Source organism: Rhodococcus sp. NPDC058639, from assembly GCF_042717545.1.
GTDB lineage: Bacteria > Actinomycetota > Actinomycetes > Mycobacteriales > Mycobacteriaceae > Rhodococcus.
In genome coordinates this window covers 100,041-113,910 of sequence record NZ_JBHXRF010000004.1, presented here as the reverse complement: position 1 = coordinate 113,910, position 13,870 = coordinate 100,041, and the positions used below count along the sequence as shown (strand labels likewise).

Genomic DNA, 13,870 nt, shown 5'->3' with positions numbered 1-13,870 from the left:
CCATGTCCGAAACTCGCTCCGAGCGCCCCTCGTTCGCAGAGCTCTCCGAGGCCAAGTACATCCTGCTCACCACCTTCCGGAAGGACGGGACTCCGGTGGGCACCGCGGTGTGGGCGGCACCCGACGGCGACCGCCTGCTGGTGTGGACGGCCGCGGATGCCTACAAGGTGCGCAGGCTGCGGCGCGACCCGCGGCTGACCTTGGCGGTGTGCGACGCCCGCGGCAACGTGAAGTCGGCAGCGGTCCCCGGCACCGGAGTGATCCTCGACGCCGAGCAGACCGCCCATGCGCGTTCGGTGATCGCCCGGAAGTACGGCCTGCTCGGTCGGCTCACCGTGGGGGCCAGTGTGCTGCGCCGCGGCCGCACCGGGACGGTGGGGCTGGCGTGTTCCCTCGATCCCGACACCGGAACCACCGACACGCAGTGACGGCTCGTGGATCGGCTCGGGCACGGTGATCCTGCCGGAGTGACCATCGGTCCCGGGGTGGTGGTGAGCGCCAATTCTCTCGTCACGCGCGACTGCGGCGCCGATTCGCTGTATGTCGGCAGTCCCGCGCGGTTCCGTCGCACGCTGCCGTGACTGGGATTCGGCAGCGACCGGAATCCTGCCGTGACATCGGACACAGCGGTGACGTGATCAGGGTGTCGTAGTTTTGCTGTGACACCGATCTTGTTCGAAACCGATCTTGTTCGACACCGATGTTGTTCCGCCCGCCCTGCATTCCGACTCGCTGCATCAGATCCGCCAGGAGACCGCATGACCGTGCACGACTTCACCGTTCGTACCGCCGAGGGAGACGCCGTCTCGCTCGGTGAGTACGCCGGTTCGTATCTGCTCATCGTCAATGTCGCCAGCAAGTGCGGTCTGACGCCGCAGTACGAAGGCCTCGAAGCGCTGCACCGCGCGACCGCCGACAAGGGACTGCAGATCATCGGGTTCCCCTGCAACCAGTTCGGGGAGCAGGAACCGGGCACCGACGCGGAGATCCAGGAATTCTGCAGTCTGACCTACGACGTGACGTTCCCGGTCTACGGCAAGGTCGAGGTCAACGGCGACGACGCGGACCCGCTGTACCGGTACCTGCGCAGCGCGGCGCCCGGCGACTTCGGGCCCGATCACGGTTTCCTGTTCGAGCACGTCCGCACGACTCGGCCCGAGGCCATCGGCACCGACGAGGTGAAGTGGAATTTCACCAAGTTCCTCGTCGACCCCGCCGGTGCGGTCGTCACGCGGTTCGAACCGACCGTCGCCCCCGAGGACATCGGCGCCCAGCTCGCCGAGCTGCTCTAGCGCCGGGCCGGCCGTCCAGCACCGGCCCGGCGGGGCTCCGTAGGCCCCGCCGGTACCGGAGGTCAGCGCGCCGCGCTGACCGACGACATGTGGAAATCCGGGATCCGCATCGGCGGCATCGCGGTGCGGGTGAACCAGTCCTTCCATTCGCGGGGCAGCGTGCGCTCGGTGTGTCCGACCTCGGTAGCCCGGCCCAGCAGCGCCACCGGGGACTCGTTGAACCGGAAGTTGTCCACCGCGGCCCGCACCTGCCCGTCCTCGATCAGGTACACCCCGTCGCGGGTCAGTCCGGTCATCAGCAGGCTCGCCGGGTCGACCTCGCGCAGATACCAGAGCGTGGTGAGCAGCAATCCTCGCTCCGTCCCGGCGATCATGTCGTCGAGGGACCCGCCGGTACCGCCGGTGAGCAACAGGTTGTGGCCGGGCGCGGTGGGCTCGGCGGAGAACTCGGCGGCGGTGGCACGCGGATAGGCCAGCGCGTGCACCGTGCCGTCCCGAATCCAGTCGACCCGGCCGGCGGGCAACCCGTTGTCGAACACCGACACCGGATCTGTCGAGGTGGTGGCCGTGACGAACGGCGCGTACTGCAGGCCCGGCGCCGCCGGATCGGAGGTCAGCGTCAGCGGCAGGCCGGTGAGTGTGTCGCCGAGGCGGGTGCCGCGCGGACCCGACCACACCGTGCGACCCTCGTGCGCGCCGCGGCCCTCCATCGACCACATCAGAGAGATCATCAGGTCGGCCACCGCGGAGGGTGGCAACACCGTCTCGTAACGCCCCGCCGGCACCGACACCGACGTCGCGGCCCAATCCAGCCGCCGGGACAGGTCCTCGAGCAAACGGTCCATCGGAACGTCGGTGAAATCGGTGGTGCCCGCCCCGACCCACGCGCTGGCGCCGTCGAGTCCGCCGCGTTTGCCGGTGATCTCGATGGACCCGTCGGGTTGGGTCCAGCGGCGCCGCAGACCCGTCGAGGTCCCGAGCCAGGTGGTGCGCACCCGATGCTCCGCGAATCCGTACAGCGCGTCGGATCCGTCGAAACCGTCTGCCAGAGCACCAATCACGGGATCGAACACGTCGATACCGGTGCGTCTGGCCGGTGCGTCCCAGTCGGCGGGTGTCCCGTCGCCGGCGACGAGCGGCACGGCGTCGCCGGCCGGTGGGGCGGTGCGGGCCGCGGCGTCGGCGGCCTCGGTCATCGCGGTCACCTCACCGCGGTGCACCAGCGGCGCGGTGACGATGCCGCACCGGGTGCCGGCCGTCGTGTGCCGCAGCGCGATCACCGTCGCCGTCCGCGCACGCGTCGATCCGTTGGTGGTCATCGAGTTGCCCGCCCACCGCAGCGCTGCTTCTTCGGTGTCGTCGACCAGAACGATCGTCTCGTCGGCCGTCGACGCGGCGAGCGCCGCCTCCACGAGATCCGCTGCGGGGATCATCGGCTGCCTTCCTGCACGGTGTTGAGCACGTTGACGCCGCGGACCAGCACCGACGGGCAACCGTGGCTGACCGCGGCGACCTGGCCCGGTTGCGCCTTCCCGCAGTTCATGGCGCCGCCGAGCCGCCAGGTGGACGGCCCGCCGACCGCCTCGAGAGCACCCCAGAACTCGGTGGTGGTCGCCTGATACGCCACGTCGCGGACCTGCCCGACGAGCCGGCCCCCGCGAATCCGGTGGAACTGCTGACCGGTGAACTGGAAGTTGTAGCGCTGCATGTCGATCGACCAACTCCGGTCCCCGACGATGTACAGGCCGTCCTCGACACCGGCGATGAGGTCGGCGGTGCTGCGATCGACGACGGGGTCCGGTTCCAGCGACACGTTCGCCATCCGCTGGATCGGCACATGGTGGGCGGAGTCGGCGTAGGCGCAGCCGTTCGATCGCGCCGCCCCGAGTTTCGGCGCGAACGCCCGGTCGAGCTGATAGCCGACGAGCACCCCGTCGCGCACCAGATCCCACGACTGGGCGGCGACCCCGTCGTCGTCGAATCCGGTGGTGGCGAGGCCGTGCGCGGTGGTGCGGTCGGCGGTCACGTGCATCGCGTCGCTGCCGTACCGCAGCGTGCCCAGCCGGTCCGGGGTCGCGAACGACGTGCCGGCGTACGCGGCTTCGTAGCCGATCGCCCGGTCGTACTCGGTGGCGTGCCCGACCGATTCGTGGATGGTCAGCCACAGGTTGGTGGGGTCGATCACCAGGTCCGTCGGACCGGCCGTCACAGACGGTGCCTGCGCCTTCTCGGCCAGCAGGCCGGGGAGCCGGTCCAGTTCGTCCGTCCAGTCCCAGTGGGTGTCGGAGCTCAGGTACTCCCAGCCGCGCCCGACCGGCGGCGCCAGGGTGCGCATCGACTCGAAGGTGCCCGCCCGGCGGTCCACGGTGATCGCCTCGAGTTGCGGGTGCACCCGCACCCGCTGCTGGGTGATCGACGATCCCGCCAGATCGGCGTAGAACGTCTGCTCCTTGACCTGCTCCACGCCGGCGGTGACGTGGTCGACGCCGTCCGCGTCGAGCAACCGGCGGGAAAAATCGCCGAGCAGCGCCACCTTGTCGGTGGTGGGCACGGCGAACGGGTCGATCTCGTACGCGGAGGTCCACACCGCGTCCCGATACACCGGCTCGTCCGCCCATTGCACCCGGTCCCGGTTCAGCGGCCGCACCGCCCGGGCGACCGCCACCGCCCGCGCCGCCGCGTCCGCCGCCCCCGCCGGTCCCGGCACCGGGTGCGACGCGAACCCCCACGTGCCGTCGAGGAGGACCCGCACCGCGAGCCCGCAATCGGTGCCGTCCACCGCGGCCTGCACCGCTCCGTCGCGCAGCGTCAGTGAGTGAGTGCGTACCCGCTGCACCCGCACGTCGGCATGCGTGGCGCCGGCGGCCCGAGCCACCGACAGTGCCGCATCGGCGGCGGCCCGCAGCGGCAGCGCCAGAAAATCGTCGTCCACACCGGTCACCGGCCTACCGTAGCGACTGTCTCACCCGAACTGCTGGAAGCCGAGCCGCACCGCCATCGCGACCACCACGACCAGCAGCACCACCCGCACGAACCCGGCACCGCGCCGCAACGCCATCCGGGAGCCGAGCATCGACCCGGCGACGTTGCACACCGCCATGGTCAGCCCGAGGGTCCACCACACGTGCCCGCCGATCGCGAAGACCGCCAGTGAGCCCAGGTTCGAACCGAGGTTGATCACCTTCGCCATCGCGGCGGACTTGACGAATTCGCTGCCGAGCATCGCCGCGAAGATGAGGATCAAGAAGGTGCCGGTGCCCGGGCCGAGGATGCCGTCGTAGAACCCGATCACCGCGGCCGCGCCGACGATCACCGTCACGATGCGTGTCGCGCTCGGGCGGTGCTGCTCCGTCTCGGAGCCGAGCTTGGGCCGGGCCGCGACGAACACCGCCACCCCGACGAGCACCACGATCACGATCGGGATGAACACCTCGCGGTCGATCAGCGACACCGCGGCGGCGCCCGCCCCGGCGAATAGCGCCGCCACCAGCGCGGCCGGCGCCAGCACCGACCACCGCAACGGGATCCGGCGCGCGAAGGTCCACACCGCCGCGCCGGTCCCGAAGATCGCGGTGAGCTTGTTGGTGCCCAGCGCCGCCTGCGGTGCCAACTGCGGCGCGACCAGCAGCAGCGCCGGCAACAAGATCAGCCCGCCGCCGCCGACCACCGCATCGACCCATCCGGCGGCCGTCGCCGCGGCCAGCAGCACGGCCCAGTCGCCCACATCCATGCGCGCCATTCGATCATGGGACGAGCACGCCGACCGGATCGGCTCCGCGTCTGTGCGGCGGGCGGGAGCAAACTCGGCTTCTCGTACGTTGAACACAACAGTCCCTCGCCCGAGAGATCATCGCGCCGGACCCGGCGTACGGAAGGACCCCGCGTGTACCTGTTGCTGTTCGTCGTCTACGTCGCCGCGGAGATCGCTGTGCTGGCCTGGCTCGGCTCCACCGTCGGCGCCCTCGCCACCGTGCTGATCTTCCTGGCCGTCAACGTCGCCGGATATCTGGTGCTCGGCGCCCAGGGGCGCCGCGCGCTGCGCGGACTCGGCCGACTCCGCAGCGGCCCACTCCCGCCCGCCGGCTCACCCGACAAGGTGCTCACCGACGGCGCTCTCATCGGCGCCGGGGCCGGCCTCGTGCTGCTTCCCGGCTTGATCACCACCGTCCTGGGCATCGTGCTGCTGCTGCCGAGCCGCGCACTGCTCCGCCCGGTGGTGCGCGCCGTGGCCGCCCGCACCGCCCGCACCCACGCCGCCACCTGGCGCGGACAACGCCTGGTGGTCGTCGACGGTCAGGTCGTCGAGAACACCGTCGTCGGGGCGGCGCCCCATCTGCCCGGCGGCGCCGGCCGCGGTCCGGCCGGCACGACCCGGCCGGACGTGGTGGACGGCGAGATCCTCGAAGGGGAGATCGTCGAGACCCCGCGGCAGCCCCGCCGCCCGTGACGGGGCAGACTGGGCAGTTGTGAGTCCAGCACCGCACACCCAGCTCTTCGTCGGCGGCCGCATCTACAGTGCGAGCGCACCCGACGCCACCGCGATGGCCGTCACGGACGGAACGATCGTGTGGGTCGGGCAGGACCGTACCGGACGGGTCCTGCACCCCGACGCCGAGATCGTCGACCTCGAGGGTGCCTTCGTCGCACCGGGATTCGTCGACACCCACGTGCATGTCACCGCACACGGGCTCGCCCTGACCGGACTGGACCTCACCGGCGCCGTGAACCGCGACGACGTCCTCCGCCGGGTAGGGGAGTACGCCGCCGGCTGCGACGACGCGGTGATCTGGGGCCACGGCTGGGACGAAACCCGCTGGCCGGATCCCACCCCGCCCACCACCGACGAACTCGACGCCGCCGCACCCGGCCGCCTCGTCTACCTCGGACGGATCGACGCACATTCGGCGGCGGCCTCCTCGGCGCTGCGCGTCGCCGCAGGCTCGCTCGACACTCTCGGCGGCTACCACCCGCAGCGCCCGGTCACCGCCGCAGCCCACCACGCGGTGCGGGCCGCGGCCCGCACCGGGCTCACCGCACCGCAACGGGCCCAGGCCCGCCGCGCCGCGCTCGACGACTTCGCCGCGCACGGCATCGTCGCCGTCCACGAATGCGGCGGCCCCGACATCTCCGGCCGCGACGACTTCACCGAACTGCTCGCCACCGACCATCCCGTGGAGGTGCGCGGCTACTGGGGACAAGCGGTCCGCACCGCCGACGACGCCACCGCCCTGCTCGCCGCGACAGGTGCGCACGCGCTCGGCGGTGACCTGTTCGTGGACGGCGCGTTCGGTTCGCGCACCGCCTGGCTCACCGAACCGTACGCGGACCTCCCCGACTGCCACGGCACCGCGTACCTGAGCACCGAGGAACTCGCCGACCACGTGCGGGCCTGCACCACCGCCGGCATCCAGGCCGGATTCCACGTCATCGGGGACGCCGCCGTCGCCGCCACCGTGGCGGCATTCGACGCGGTCGCCGCAGAACTGGGCGGACCGGCGGTCGGTGCGCGCGGACACCGCCTCGAGCACGTCGAGTCCATCACCGGCCCACAAGCCGAACGGCTCGCCCGGTACGGGGTGATCGCCAGCATGCAGCCGATGTTCGACGCGTTGTGGGGCGGACCCGACGAGATGTACGCCCAGCGTCTGGGTGCGGCGCGCGCCGCGACCCTCAACGCGTTCGCCGCCATCGCCTCGACCGGGATGTCCCTCGCGTTCGGTTCCGACGCGCCGGTGACCGCGCCCCGGCCTTGGCAGATGCTGCGCGCCTCTGTGCATCACCGCACCGCCGGAAGCGGCATCTCACCACGAGCCGCGTTCGCCGCCGCGACCCGCGGCGCGTGGCGCGCCGGCGGGGTGCGCGACGGGATGGCCGGAACTCTGGATCCGGGTGCCCCGGCGTCGTACGCGCTGTGGGAGGCGGGGGACTTGGTGATCTCCGCCCCCAAGGACAGCGTGCAGCGATGGTCGACCGATCCGCGCTCGCGGGTCGCGCCGCTGCCCGACCTCGCCGACGGCACCGACGATCCGGTACTGGTGCGCAGCGTGCACCGGGGCCGCGTCGTGTACGCACGGTGACCGCACCGGTCGGCAGGACACGGGGGCGAACCGCCACCGTGGTGGGCCTGCGGATGGGGGCAGCGCTGCTCGCCGGGGTGCTGCTGTTCGCCAGTTTCCCGCCGCGACCGCTGTGGTTCCTCGCGCCGGTCGGCATTGCCCTGCTCACCGCCGTGCTCACGGCGCAACCGATGCGGCGCCGCGCCGGTTTCGGATACGGCTATCTCGCCGGACTCGGATTCCTGGTGCCGCTGCTGCCGTGGGTGGGGGTCTATGTGGGGCCGCTGCCGTGGCTGGCGCTCGCCGCCGCCGAGGCGGTGTTCGTCGGCCTGTTCGGGGCACTGGCAGTGCATCTGCGAACCCTGCCCGCGGCGCCGCTGTGGATCGCGGCAGCGTGGAGCGCCACCGAATTCGCGCGCGCGTCGGTACCGTTCGGCGGATTCCCGTGGGGCCGGCTCGCGTTCGGGCAGCCCGACGGGGTGCTCGTGTCCCTCGCCGCGCTCGGCGGTGCCCCGCTCGTGTCGTTCGCGGTGGCGCTGACCGGCACCGGTCTCGCCGCGCTGGCCCTGGCCGTCGTGCGCAGCAACGGTGCCCGCCTCGACCGGCGCGGCGCCGTACGGGCCGCGGCGTGGGCGGCGCTCGCGCCGCTGGCCGCGCTGGCGGTGTGGCCGCTGCTGCGCACCGATCCCGCCGACTCGCAGGTGGTGACGGTCGCGGCGATCCAGGGCAGCGTGCCGCGACTGGGCCTCGACTTCAACGCACAACGCAAAGCGGTGCTCGACAATCATGTGGCGCGGACCCTGGAACTGGCCGCGGACGTGCGCGCCGGCGCGGTGCCGCAACCCGATGTGGTGATCTGGCCGGAGAACGCCTCCGACATCGACCCGCTGCGCAATGCCGACGCCGCCCGCGACATCACGGCCGCGGCGGCAGCGGTGCAGGCGCCGATCCTGGTCGGCACGGTGCTGCGCAACGACGACGGCACCACCAGCAACTCGGTGATCGTGTGGGACCCGGAAGCCGGGCCGGGCGAGCAGCACGACAAACGGATCATCCAGCCGTTCGGGGAGTATCTGCCGTACCGCTCGTTTTTCCGCTTGTTCTCCGAGTACGCCGACCGCGCGGGCAATTTCGTACCCGGCGACGGGGACGGGGCAGTCACCGCGGACGGCATCACCATCGGGGTGGCGACCTGCTACGAGGTCGCCTTCGACCGGGCGTTCTCCGATTCGGTGGACGCGGGCGCGCAACTGCTCGCGGTGCCCACCAACAACGCGACCTTCGGCGACACCGAGATGACGTATCAGCAGCTGGCAATGTCGCGGGTGCGGGCGGTCGAGCACGGCCGCACCGTCGTGGTCGCCGCCACCAGCGGGGTCAGCGCCATCGTCGATCCGGACGGATCGGTGCAGCAACGCACCCCGCTGTTCGAGCCCGCAGCCCTGGTGGCGCAGGTGCCGTTGCGCGCAGACGTTACGCTGGCAAGTCGGCTCGGACCGATCCCGGAGCTCGTGCTCTGTGTCGGTGCCGTGGTCGCCGCCGGTGTCGCCCTCGTGCGTAGCCGACGTCAGAATGCCGGTCCGGAAGCAGACCCCGCGCCCGGCACCGCAGGAGCACCGGCCCCCGGCCGGTTCGACAGGGAGGACCTTTGATGGCATCGGCGACGCCGGCCGGGAACGACAGCGCACCCAGCGCCCGCACCCTGGTGATCATTCCGACGTACAACGAGCGCGACAACATCGGTCGGATCGTCGAGCGGCTGCACGCCGCCCTGCCCGGCACCGACGTGCTGATCGTCGACGACGGCAGCCCCGACGGCACCGGTGCGATCGCCGACGGCCTCGCCGCCGCGGACGACCGCATCCACGTGATGCACCGCACCGAGAAGAACGGGCTCGGCGCCGCGTACATCGCCGGGTTCCGGTGGGGACTGGACCGCGCCTACACGGTGCTCGTGGAGATGGACGCCGACGGCAGCCACGCCCCCGAACAGCTGCATCTGCTGCTCGAGCGCATCGACGCGGGCGCCGATCTGGTGCTCGGCTCCCGGTACGTGCCGGGCGGCGTCGTGGTGAACTGGCCGTGGCACCGCGAGGTGCTCTCGCGCGGCGGCAACATCTATTCGCGTCTCGCACTCGGGGTGAAGGTCAGCGACATCACCGGCGGATACCGCGCCTACCGCCGCGAGGTGCTCGAAACCCTCGATCTCGACGCGATCGCCTCCCACGGCTATTGCTTCCAGGTGGATCTGGCGTGGCGGACGCTGCAGGCGGGGTTCGCTGTCGCCGAGGTACCGATCACGTTCACCGAACGGGAGATCGGGGAGTCGAAGATGAGCGGCAACATCGTGCAGGAGGCACTGCTGCGGGTGACGCTGTGGGGGCTGCGCAGCCGCTACGACCGGGTGCGGGCGCTGCTGCAGCGCAACTGACCACCGGCCCTGCCACCGCTGGGACGGAACCGGTCCCGCACGGTCAGGACCGGCCTCGCCGAGCACGGTGCGCGTCGAACTCGTCGCCGGCGCCGACAGACGCACACAGGCGGCGGATCGCGCTGCAGTCCTGCACCACCGGTTGATGCGCGGTCGCCGCGGCGGTGTCCGCGATCAGTTCCCGGCCGCCGGGGACGTGTTCGTGCGCGACGATCGCCGCCCAGGTCGTCATGTCACCGCCGGTGAAGGCATCGACCCCGGCGGCGAGCGCGTCGAACAGCAACTCACGGTCCGCGGCGTCCAACTCGGTGAACACCGTGGTGAACAGTTCCCCGGTGAGGGTGGCGTGGCACAGTTCGTCGCGCCGGTGGACCGCGACCGTGGCACGGTTGACCGGCTGCACGGTCTCGTCGCCGGTGAACAGCGCGAGATAGGCGCTGATCGATGTCTCGGCGACCGCGGTGAACGCCAGTTGCGCCAGCGCCGCGTGCCGCGGATCGACGGTGCTCTGCAACTCCGCGCGGTGCGCGCGCAGGGTGCGGCAGGCGGGGAGCACCGCGTCGGGCAATGCCCAGCCGCGGCGGCGGCGGGTGAGCGCGTTGGCGTTCTGGTGCATGAGGGTGTGGTACTGCTCGTCGACCATCGCCTGCATCACCCCGACGACCACGGTGTCCGGCGGGGCGAGACCGAACACGTCGGAGGTGATCAGCCCGAAACCGGGATTGACCACGTACTGCTCGATGTCGATGACGTTCTTGTTGTAGGCGATCCACCCCCACGCCCGCAGCCGCGCCTGGGCGGGCTCATCGAGTGCGAGGTACCGGGGATGGGTGTGGAACGGCAGCAGCGTGTCGGGGAAATCGTCGCGCGCGGGTTCGAACAGCGCGTCCAGGTCGGGTTCGGATTTCTTCACCGCGGCGCGCCGCGGCCAGGACCGGGTCAGGCCGCGGATCACCGCGGCGGCGACCGGGTCGCCGCTGTCGTGGTCGGGAAGCTCCGGGGGCCGCAGCCGGGCCCGTGTCTTCGCTGCCTCGCGGTCGGTCATGGCGACACCCCGTTTCGCACGGCGTCCGGTTCGTGCAGGTCCGACGGGAGCAGGCCGAACAGTTCCCCGCACAGTGCCCGGTACTGCTCGCGGTCGTCGCCGAGGGCGCGGCAGGCGCGTGCGGTCAGCGCCGCGAACCGGTCCGGGTCCTCGGCCGCGTCGAGTTCGTCGAGGGCGGCGCGCAGGGCACGGCGGGCGTCCGCAGCGTACGGATTGGCGACCTGGATGTCGTGATAGACCGCCGGCGTGCCGGATGCGATCCGGGCGAGCAGCGCCCGCAACAGCACGTGCGGCGGGGGAGCGGCGGCGGCCGCGGCCGTCGGCGGTCCCAGCCGGTCGAGGGCGCCGCCGAATGCAAGGACGGCCGCGTGGGTCAGCGCCTGGGTGGTTGCCGTCGCGCGGTCGTGATCGTCGGCGCCGACCTCCACGACCCGCGCACCCCACCGGCCTACCGCGTCGACGAACGCACCGACTGCGGGGCCGTCCCGGTGCCGCACGGCGAGCACGGGGCGTCCGTCCCACCCGAGCTCCGGAGCGAACATCGGATTGATGCCGAGCGCCTCCCGGTCCGGGAGGCAGATACCCAGCGCCGCGGCGAACGGGGTTTTCACCGACAGGGTCTCCACCAGCAGCGCCTCGGGGCGCAGCAACCCCGCGAGGGCGGGGAGCGCCGCCACGGCGATGGCGTCGGGGACGGCGAGGATCACCGTCGGCGCCGCGCGCACCGCCGCCGCGACGTCCCGGGTGGGCGCGGCGATGTCACCGGGCAGCGCCGCGGCGCCGGCCGTGCCGATGGCCGCGGCGGGTCCGCTGGGGTCGACGAGCAGCACGCGGTGGCCGTCGCCGGACAGCGCCGCGGCGAGCATCGCACCGACCGCGCCACGGCCCCCCGCCACGACGACCGGACCGGGTCCGACGGCGGTCACGGCGCGGTGCCGTCGGGTCGGGCGCGGAGCGCGGCGTTGCCGTCGGCGCGGGCGGCGTCGGTCTCGGCCAGGCAGCGCCGCATCACCAGCGATTTGACGAGCGTTTCCTCGAGTTCGTCGTCCGGGTCCGACAGCGCGACAATCGCGCCACCGATGCCGAAGGTGACCTGATGGTCGGTGGCGACCATCGTGCGGATCACGATCGACAGGTCGGCGGTGCCGGTGGGGGACAGGTAGCCGATCGCCCCGGAATACACCCCGCGCGGGCCGTCCTCGAATTTGTCGATGATCTCCATGGTGCGCAGCTTCGGTGCGCCGGTCATGGACCCGCCGGGAAACGCGGCGCGCACACAGTCCACGGCGGTGACGTCGGGGCGCAGGGTCCCGCGCACGGTGGAGACGAGTTGATGTACCGCGGAATAGGTTTCGATGTCGAAGAGTTTCGGCACGTGCACCGAACCCGGCCGACACACGCGGGAGAGGTCGTTGCGCACCAGATCGACGATCATCAGGTTCTCGGAGCGGTCCTTCTCGCTGACGAGCAGCCCGTCGCGCAGTGCGGCGTCTTCGGCAGCGGTGTGGCCCCGGGGCCGGGTGCCCTTGATCGGTTTCGACTCCACGATGCCGTCCGCGCCGATCCGCAGGAACCGTTCCGGGGAGGCGCTGAGCACCGCCACCTCCGGGAAGTGCAGCAACGCGCTGTACGGGGTGGGGCTGATCTTCCGCAGTATCCGGTAGGTGCGCAGCGGGTCGATGCTGCGGTCGACGGTCGCGGTGTTGGTCAGGCACACCTCGTACGTCTCGCCGCTGCGGATCTCGCTCTGGCACTGCCCGATCATGTCGAGGTAGTGCTCCGGCGTGTGCCGCAACCGGATCTGCAGATCGTGTTCGTCACGCAGCAACGGCTCCGCGGTCGGGGCGACGACGTCGGTGTCGGCGAGCGCGGCGAGCGCGGCGGCGGTGGCGTCGAACCAGGCGACGGACGCGGGGTCGTCGGGTTCGTCGGACAACGCCAGGAGATAACAGCGGCCCGCCTCGTGATCGAGGACGACCGCGCGGTCCGCGAACACCATCGAGGCGTCGGCGATCGGAGAGGTGTGCACGAGTTGCCCGCCGGCGTCGGCTTTGAGTTCGTAACCGAGGTAGCCGACGTATCCGAGGGCGAACGCGAACGGCAGATCGTCGCGGGGGGCGATGCGCCGCTCGGCGAGCCGCGCATCGAGGTGGTCGAAGAAGGTGCGGTGGTATTCGGCGACGGGAGCGCCGGCACGGTATTCGCGCACCAGGGTTTCGGCGACGCTGTAGGTGACGAACTCGGCGCGGGGGCCGGAGCCGTCGCCCATCACCGTGAACCGGGAGCCGGGCTCGGTGGTGACGGAGCCGTCGAGCCAGAAGCTGTGCGGGTCGTCGGCGAAGAGCGTTTCGTAGACGGCGTGCGGCGCCGGGTGGAAGTCGAGGACCCGGGTGTCGAGCACATATCGGGGTGGAGCGGGTTCCGGCGGCGGTGCGGTGACGGTGATCGGAGTCCGGGCGGGGGTGGCGTCCCGGAAGTTGCCGAGCAGTTCGGTGCCGTAGCAGGTGCAGATCGATTCGGGGTGGAATTGCACTCCCCACAGCGGCCGGTGCCGGTGCTCGACCGCCATCAGCAGCCCGTCGTCGGTATAGGCCGTGGCGACGAGCTGGTCGGGGACGTGCTCGGCGATCAGCGAGTGGTAGCGGACCGCGTCGAACGGGGACGGAATCCCGGCGAACAGACCGGTGCCGTCGTGCACGATCCGGCTGATCCGGCCGTGCACCGGCTCGGGCGCGGGCACCACGGCACTGCCGAACAGGTGACACAGCCCCTGGTGGCCGAGGCACACACCCAGGACCGGCAGCCCGGAGTCGGCGAGGATGCGGTCGCTGATCCCGAAGTCGCGGGCCCGATCGGGGCGTCCCGGTCCGGGGGAGACGACGATGTTGTCGAACCGATGCAGCCCCAGTTCGTCCCATACGGTGTCGTTGGTGACCACGACCGGGGGAACTCCGTTGACGCGGGAGAGCAGGCTGTAGAGGTTGTAGGTGAACGAGTCGTAGTTGTCGACCAACAGGGTTCGGGTCGGTGGCGGCGCAGACATGGC

At 71.6% G+C, this 13,870-nt stretch carries 12 protein-coding genes; 6 read left to right on the top strand and 6 right to left on the bottom strand.

Annotation, left to right across the window (positions count from 1 at the left end; all coding sequences use genetic code 11):
- Positions 1-2: 2 nt before the first annotated feature.
- Together ACFWU2_RS08795 and ACFWU2_RS08790 are read left to right on the top strand one after the other, a co-directional pair.
- The gene (locus tag ACFWU2_RS08795) at positions 3-428 is read left to right on the top strand and encodes a PPOX class F420-dependent oxidoreductase (protein WP_378604048.1); all 426 of its coding nucleotides are present in this window, start codon (positions 3-5) and stop codon (positions 426-428) included.
- 330 nt (positions 429-758) lie between these two features.
- Complete coding sequence (locus ACFWU2_RS08790; protein ID WP_378604045.1) at positions 759-1,292, top strand: glutathione peroxidase; 534 nt, start codon at positions 759-761, stop codon at positions 1,290-1,292.
- Between the two features lie 62 nt (positions 1,293-1,354).
- Here ACFWU2_RS08790 and ACFWU2_RS08785 read toward each other — a convergent pair whose 3' ends face one another.
- From ACFWU2_RS08785 to ACFWU2_RS08775, 3 genes are read right to left on the bottom strand one after another with little or no spacing between them, the layout of a single operon-like run.
- Entirely contained in the window at positions 1,355-2,725 is a 1,371-nt protein-coding gene (locus tag ACFWU2_RS08785; protein ID WP_378604042.1) for a metallopeptidase TldD-related protein, read from the bottom strand.
- Complete coding sequence (locus tag ACFWU2_RS08780) at positions 2,722-4,233, bottom strand: TldD/PmbA family protein (protein WP_378604039.1); 1,512 nt, start codon at positions 4,231-4,233, stop codon at positions 2,722-2,724. Before ACFWU2_RS08780 ends, ACFWU2_RS08785 begins: the two co-directional genes overlap by 4 nt.
- A 21-nt stretch (positions 4,234-4,254) precedes the next feature.
- Complete coding sequence (locus tag ACFWU2_RS08775) at positions 4,255-5,022, bottom strand: TSUP family transporter (RefSeq protein WP_378605155.1); 768 nt, start codon at positions 5,020-5,022, stop codon at positions 4,255-4,257.
- Positions 5,023-5,175: 153 nt separating this feature from the next.
- Between ACFWU2_RS08775 and ACFWU2_RS08770 the strand changes: the two genes are divergently transcribed.
- The 4 genes from ACFWU2_RS08770 to ACFWU2_RS08755 are packed head-to-tail and all read left to right on the top strand — an operon-like array spanning position 5,176 to position 9,779.
- Positions 5,176-5,739: an FxsA family protein gene (locus tag ACFWU2_RS08770; protein WP_378604036.1), complete on the top strand. Its 564-nt coding sequence runs from the start codon at positions 5,176-5,178 to the stop codon at positions 5,737-5,739.
- Between the two features lie 19 nt (positions 5,740-5,758).
- Positions 5,759-7,369 (top strand): amidohydrolase, encoded by a 1,611-nt coding sequence (locus tag ACFWU2_RS08765; protein ID WP_378604033.1) that lies wholly within the window; start codon positions 5,759-5,761, stop codon positions 7,367-7,369.
- Positions 7,370-7,422: 53 nt separating this feature from the next.
- Positions 7,423-9,000: an apolipoprotein N-acyltransferase gene (lnt, locus tag ACFWU2_RS08760; protein WP_378605152.1), complete on the top strand. Its 1,578-nt coding sequence runs from the start codon at positions 7,423-7,425 to the stop codon at positions 8,998-9,000.
- Positions 9,000-9,779: a polyprenol monophosphomannose synthase gene (locus tag ACFWU2_RS08755; RefSeq protein WP_378604030.1), complete on the top strand. Its 780-nt coding sequence runs from the start codon at positions 9,000-9,002 to the stop codon at positions 9,777-9,779. The genes lnt and ACFWU2_RS08755 overlap by 1 nt, the downstream gene beginning before the upstream one ends.
- 43 nt (positions 9,780-9,822) lie before the next feature.
- Here the strand turns inward: ACFWU2_RS08755 and ACFWU2_RS08750 are convergent, their stop codons facing one another.
- From ACFWU2_RS08750 to pabB, 3 genes are read right to left on the bottom strand one after another with little or no spacing between them, the layout of a single operon-like run.
- Entirely contained in the window at positions 9,823-10,824 is a 1,002-nt protein-coding gene (locus ACFWU2_RS08750; protein WP_378604027.1) for a diiron oxygenase, read from the bottom strand.
- The gene (locus tag ACFWU2_RS08745) at positions 10,821-11,750 is read right to left on the bottom strand and encodes a prephenate dehydrogenase dimerization domain-containing protein (RefSeq protein ID WP_378604024.1); all 930 of its coding nucleotides are present in this window, start codon (positions 11,748-11,750) and stop codon (positions 10,821-10,823) included. Before ACFWU2_RS08745 ends, ACFWU2_RS08750 begins: the two co-directional genes overlap by 4 nt.
- A complete protein-coding gene (gene pabB, locus ACFWU2_RS08740; RefSeq protein WP_378604022.1) occupies positions 11,747-13,867 on the bottom strand; it encodes an aminodeoxychorismate synthase component I in 2,121 nt (706 codons plus the stop codon). The genes ACFWU2_RS08745 and pabB overlap by 4 nt, the downstream gene beginning before the upstream one ends.
- Positions 13,868-13,870: the final 3 nt, after the last annotated feature.